This window comes from Sedimenticola hydrogenitrophicus (assembly GCF_029017505.1).
Taxonomy (GTDB): domain Bacteria; phylum Pseudomonadota; class Gammaproteobacteria; order Chromatiales; family Chromatiaceae; genus Sedimenticola; species Sedimenticola hydrogenitrophicus_A.
On record NZ_JAQGEI010000074.1, the window covers coordinates 1 to 5,435 of the forward strand.

General features: G+C 53.6%; 5 protein-coding genes. All 5 read right to left on the reverse strand.

Translation table 11 applies throughout. From position 1 onward, the window contains the following. Positions 1 to 53: 53 nt before the first annotated feature. Complete coding sequence (locus O9K64_RS23130) at positions 54 to 1,160, reverse strand: DegT/DnrJ/EryC1/StrS family aminotransferase (RefSeq protein WP_275100486.1); 1,107 nt, start codon at positions 1,158 to 1,160, stop codon at positions 54 to 56. After that, positions 1,160 to 1,738 carry an acyltransferase gene (locus O9K64_RS23135; RefSeq protein ID WP_275100487.1) on the reverse strand — a complete coding sequence of 193 codons (579 nt, stop codon included), beginning with the start codon at positions 1,736 to 1,738 and terminating at the stop codon, positions 1,160 to 1,162. The genes O9K64_RS23130 and O9K64_RS23135 overlap by 1 nt, the downstream gene beginning before the upstream one ends. A 301-nt stretch (positions 1,739 to 2,039) precedes the next feature. Beyond that, on the reverse strand, positions 2,040 to 2,288 hold the full coding sequence (locus O9K64_RS23710) for a GxxExxY protein (RefSeq protein ID WP_335342349.1): 249 nt from the start codon (positions 2,286 to 2,288) through the stop codon (positions 2,040 to 2,042). Positions 2,289 to 2,460: 172 nt separating this feature from the next. Beyond that, positions 2,461 to 3,510, reverse strand: a complete 1,050-nt coding sequence (locus tag O9K64_RS23145) for a Gfo/Idh/MocA family protein (protein WP_275100488.1) — start codon at positions 3,508 to 3,510, stop codon at positions 2,461 to 2,463. A gap of 395 nt (positions 3,511 to 3,905) precedes the next feature. Further along, positions 3,906 to 5,342: an MBL fold metallo-hydrolase RNA specificity domain-containing protein gene (locus O9K64_RS23150; RefSeq protein ID WP_275100489.1), complete on the reverse strand. Its 1,437-nt coding sequence runs from the start codon at positions 5,340 to 5,342 to the stop codon at positions 3,906 to 3,908. Between the last annotated feature and the right edge of the window lie 93 nt (positions 5,343 to 5,435).

Consider the following 5,435-nt stretch of genomic DNA (forward strand, 5'->3'; position numbering starts at 1 on the left):
CTTCCGGGCCGGGACGCCCCGATGGTTTGATGGGCGCGCAAGCGTGGCCAATTCTACAGCAGTGCAGCAACGACCCGATCCTGGTCCTGGGACGAAAGTTCGGCGTGCATAGGTAAACTTATCACCCTGCCTGATGCCGCCTCGGCAATTGGAAAATCACCTTCCTTGTAGCCGAACAGATCAAATGCCGGTTGCAGGTGCAGGGGAACCGGGTAATGCACTGCCGTGGGAATGCCGGCTGCATGCAGCCGCTTCGCCACCACATCACGACCGCTTACCTGGATCGTGTACTGGGCATAGACACTGGTATTCTCAGGAGCAATATGGGGTGTCACTATGGCATCCGCTAGAGTCCGTTCCCCCTCAGAAAGAAGTATCGAATAACGCGCACCAATTTCCTGCCGTTGCGCCACCTCCCAATCAAAACGCTCCAGCTTGGCCAGCAGGATTGCTGCCTGAATGGTGTCCAGACGACCGTTGATACCCACCCGGGGATGGTGATAGCGGCGATCCTGTCCATGCACCCGGATCTCCCGCATTACTTTTGCCAGGTCATCGTCATCGGTAAAAAGTGCGCCACCGTCACCATAGCCACCCAGTGGTTTGCTGGGGAAGAAACTGGTTGAACCGACTGTACTCAGGCCACAAGACCTGCGCCCTCTGTAGGTAGCGCCGAACGATTGAGCTGCATCCTCTATCACCGGCAGTCCATGTTTATCGGCGATGGCATTGATGGCATCCATATCGGCACACTGCCCATACAGGCTCACCGGCATAATGGCACGTGTTTTTGATGTGATCGCAGTTTCGATTTTTTCCGGGTCAATATTGTAACTACGGGGATCGATGTCCACAAAAACCGGCTTTGCGCCGAGCAGTGCAATCATCTCTCCGGTGGCGATGAAGGTAAAAGGGGTGGTGATAACCTCATCCCCGTGACCAATGCCCAGTGCCATCATGGCGATCAGCAGTGAGTCGCTGCCGCTACTGACCGCGATACAGTGCTTGACACCGACATAGGCGGCAAGCCGCTCCTCAAGCTCCGCCACTTCCGGCCCCATGATGTACTGGCCGTGTTCGAGGACCCGGTTGATACGCTCCTGTATCTGTAGCTTCAACGCCTGGTATTGAGTTTTCAGGTCAACAAAGGGGATACTCATCAGCTCAATCTCTCCAGGACTTTTCCATTCAGAACATAGTGGTGGCCGCTGTTGGGGCAGACGAAACTGCCGTTGCCTTCCAGCGGCAGAGATATCTGTTCACCGTATTCGCTCATCCAGCCAATCTGCCGTGCGGGCACGCCGACCATCAGGGCATAATCGGGGACGTCTTTGTTAATTACGGCACCGGCACCGACAAAGGCAAACCTTCCCACCGTGACTCCGCAGACAATGGTGCAGTTCGCACCCAGTGTGGCGCCTTTCTTAATCAGCGTGTCACGATATTCGTTCTTGCGCTCGATCAGCGAACGAGGATTATAGACATTGGTAAAGACCATGCTTGGTCCACAAAACACTCCCTCTTCCAGGGTCACATTGTCATAGACCGAGACATTATTCTGGATTTTGCAGTTATCACCGATGACGACATTGTTGCCGACAAAAACATTCTGACCAAGGGAGCAATTATTACCGATCCGGGCACCTGCACAGACATGGACGAAATGCCAGACACGCGAACCCTCGCCAATCTGGGCGCCTTCGTCTACGATTGCAGTTTCATGCTGTTGATATGTCATATTCACTCATTATTTACCGCTAACACACAAATCATTCACCACAAAGACACCAAGCACACAAAGCCTTCAAGGGAAAAGCATCTCTTCGTGCACCTTGTGACTTTGCGGTGAAAAAGCTTTCCGAATCGGTCACGTGCGGGGTACGCATCACTGGCCACGGATGCACACCGAAGACACTGAAAAAACATTCCGTGGATTCCGTGTGTGTCCGTGGCCAAACAGCCTCACCACTAAGACACAAAGAGCACAAAGTTGTGTTCGGTTTTTTGGTTGCTCTGGTTTGGTAGTCAATTCAGAGGAATTAACCGTTGACCAGCCGTTTTATGCCATTTTTCATAAGAGGTACGTTGAAATTCAATAACAACCCCAACCACATGTCCGACAACTTCAGGTAACTTAATAACTGTGCTACATGTATCCTTTCCAGACGCTCAACTGACTTGATTTCGACAACAACCAAATTTTCTTCCAATATATCAAGCCGATAGGCTGTATCCAACACCGCCCCCTTGTAAACAAGAGGTATTGCAACCTGTCTGTTAAACTTCACCCCCCTTAGCTGTAGTTCACATGCCAAGGCGGCTTCATATGCGGATTCGAGTAACCCTGGCCAGCAACTTATGCACTTCAATCGCCGAGTCAACAATTAATCTCGATAGTTGGTCTGACCTTTCCTTGTCATTCATAGCATTCCTTTGTGCACTTCATGTCTTTGTGGTGAATCAATACTCCAATGGCAATGACACGGTTTTTCCATCACGCGCTGACAGATAGGCGGCGATCAACAATTCAAGTGATTTCAGACCTTCCCTTCCATCAGTTTCCGGTTCCGCTTCGCCACGCATCACCTCGATGACGTTCTTATAATAGAGCGGATGGCCAAACCCATAGACCGAGGTGGTTTCATAATTGGCCGACTGGATCTGCTGGTCATAGTCTTTAGGTTCATCAAATTCCCAATGCTGAATATCGTTTACAGCCACACCACCGACCCGCACGCTACCTCTCTCGCCGAGAATGGTAATGCTGCCCTCCAGATTCTTCGGGTAGGTCAGCATGGTAACGCTCATGGAACCCAGGGCACCACTTCGCCAACGCAGGTTTAGAACTCCGGTATCTTCCACCTCGATATCCCGGGTAGTGCCCATCATCGCCTGCACCTTATCGACCGGACCAATCAGCCAATCCAGCAGATCCACATAGTGGCTGGCCTGGTTCATAAAGGCGCCTCCATCAAACTCCCAGGTGCCGCGCCATTTTGCCTGATCATAGTACTCCTGTGGCCGTGTCCAGAAAACATTCAGATGAACCATATGAATCTTGCCGAATCGTTTCTCACCGATAGCACGCTTTAGTAACTGCAGGGTGGTATTGCGCCGGTTCTGCTTGACCACAAACAGTCGTACACCGGCTTCATCACAGGCCCTGACCATGCGCACACCGTCCTGCCAGCGGGTCGCCATCGGCTTCTCGGTCATGACATGGACTTTAAATCTAGCGGCGATCACCGTTTGCTCGGGATGGATACCACTGGGTGTGCAAAGCACCACAAGATCCAGCTTTTCAGCCTTCAGCATCTCTTCATAGGACTGGTATCCCGGCACACCACACCTCTCCATGTGTTCGGCCAGCACGCCGCTATCGGTATCGCAGACGGCGATAAGTTCTATATTATCCGCGTGTTTTTCTATGGAGTTGAAATGGTTTTTCGAAATACGGCCACAGCCAACAATGGCTATACGTATTTTTCTACTCTGGATTTTTGGATACATATTATGACTCTCTGAATTCAGTTTCTACCGGAGTATCAGCTGGCTTCCGTAGATTCCCCAGCCGGCTGGATAACGAATAAAATACTGCTCACACCCAAGCCTTCCGTAAGGGAATTTGGTGCAGCCCAGGCAGTCAGACACTTTCACCCAGTTCCGCCTGCTGCTCAAGGTAGACCCAATCAACTATCCTGTCATCTGGCTGATAGCCAGGAACCAGCTGGAGTATACCGCCTGCCTTATTTAGCACTTCAAGCTGGGCACGGATGGTATAGTGCGAGGTCGGTTTCGCAACTAAACTGCGGCAACCGCCTTCGCGGCTAATGCCGCACCTACCATGGCTAAACCGTAGGAACGGTTCCACCGCGAAAAAATTCAAAATAGCAACAATCAATTCCTTACCCAGCGATCACCACATTCGTTTCCGGCGACACCCGTCGCAGCAGCTGCTGAAGTGAACGCTTTGCCGAGTCATCCCCATGCACCAGGCGAATCTCCCGGGGCTGATGGCGAATCCCCTTGACGAAGCGCATCAGGCTGGCCTGATCGGCATGGGCGGAATAACCACCCAGGGTATGTACTCCGGCACGTATGGTGAAACGCTGGCCATCCAGCTCAACATACCCGCCTTTCGGACCATATTGCTGGATGACCCGGCCCGGCGTACCGGCGGCCTGATAACCCACAAACAGCACATCGTGGCGCGGATCACCCAGCAGTGCCTTCAGATAATTAACCACCCTTCCGCCACTGCACATGCCACTGGCGGCGATCACCACGGCCGGTCGCTTCGAATTGGCTAGGTAAGCGACCGTTTGCAAATGCTCATCGTGGCTCTCCACCGTGTAGAGCTGCTCGAACGCCAGCGGATGGCGGCCGGCATTCAGACGTCGGTGCGCCTCATTGTCCCACAGGTGGCGTAACCGCCGGTAGCTGGCGGTCATTTTGGCGGCCAGCGGGGAGTCAACAATAATCTCCAGCTGATCCCAACGCACACCGTTTCCCGCTTCACGACCGCCCATGCGATGGATCAGGCCCTCCAGATCGTAGAGCAGCTCCTGGGTGCGGCCGATGGAGAAGGCCGGAACCAGCACTGCTCCGCGATTAACCAGGGCATGTTCAATCACCTGCCGCAGACGCACCTGGCGCTGGGCACGATTTTCGTGCAGGCGATCGCCATAGGTACTCTCCAGCACCAGCAGATCGGCACGCCAGGGAGATTTCGGCGCCGGCAGCAGGGGTGTGTAGGGCGCCCCCAGATCTCCGGAAAAAATCACCCGCCAATCCCGCTTTGACACTGGCACCGCCCCGGCTGCCTGAATCTTAGCCTCCACATAGGCGGAACCCAGGATATGGCCGGCGGGATGCATCTTGATCGACACTCCCGCCCCTACTGATCGCCATTGCTTATACGGCAGTGCAACCACCTGAAGCCGGATCTGATCAAGAAACCGCTTGATCAGCGGTGCATTGCGCGTGAACCCCACCTTTAATGCATCCTCCAGCACCAGCGGCAACAGCAGAGCCGATGCCTCGGTGCAGAAGATCGGCCCACGAAAACCGGCCGCCAGCAGATAGGGAATACGCCCCACGTGATCGATGTGCACATGGGTCACTACCAGCCCCATCAATCCATCGACAGGGAAGTCGATTTCCAGCCCCTTGTCAGCGCTGGCGTTGCCAGGCTGCTCTGTACCCTGAAACAGTCCGCAATCGACCAACAGCGAACGCCCGTCATCCAGCCGCAACTCATGGCAGGAACCGGTCACGCCATTAATCGCACCATGATGGTGGACTGTAAACCCTGTATCAACCGAAACATGATCAATGTTCATATCCATTTTCTTTCAGTCCCTTGTTTGAAAATGTTATATCGGATTTGAAGACGAACCCTTCCAAGAACAACCCAACGCCCGTAGGAGCGGCTA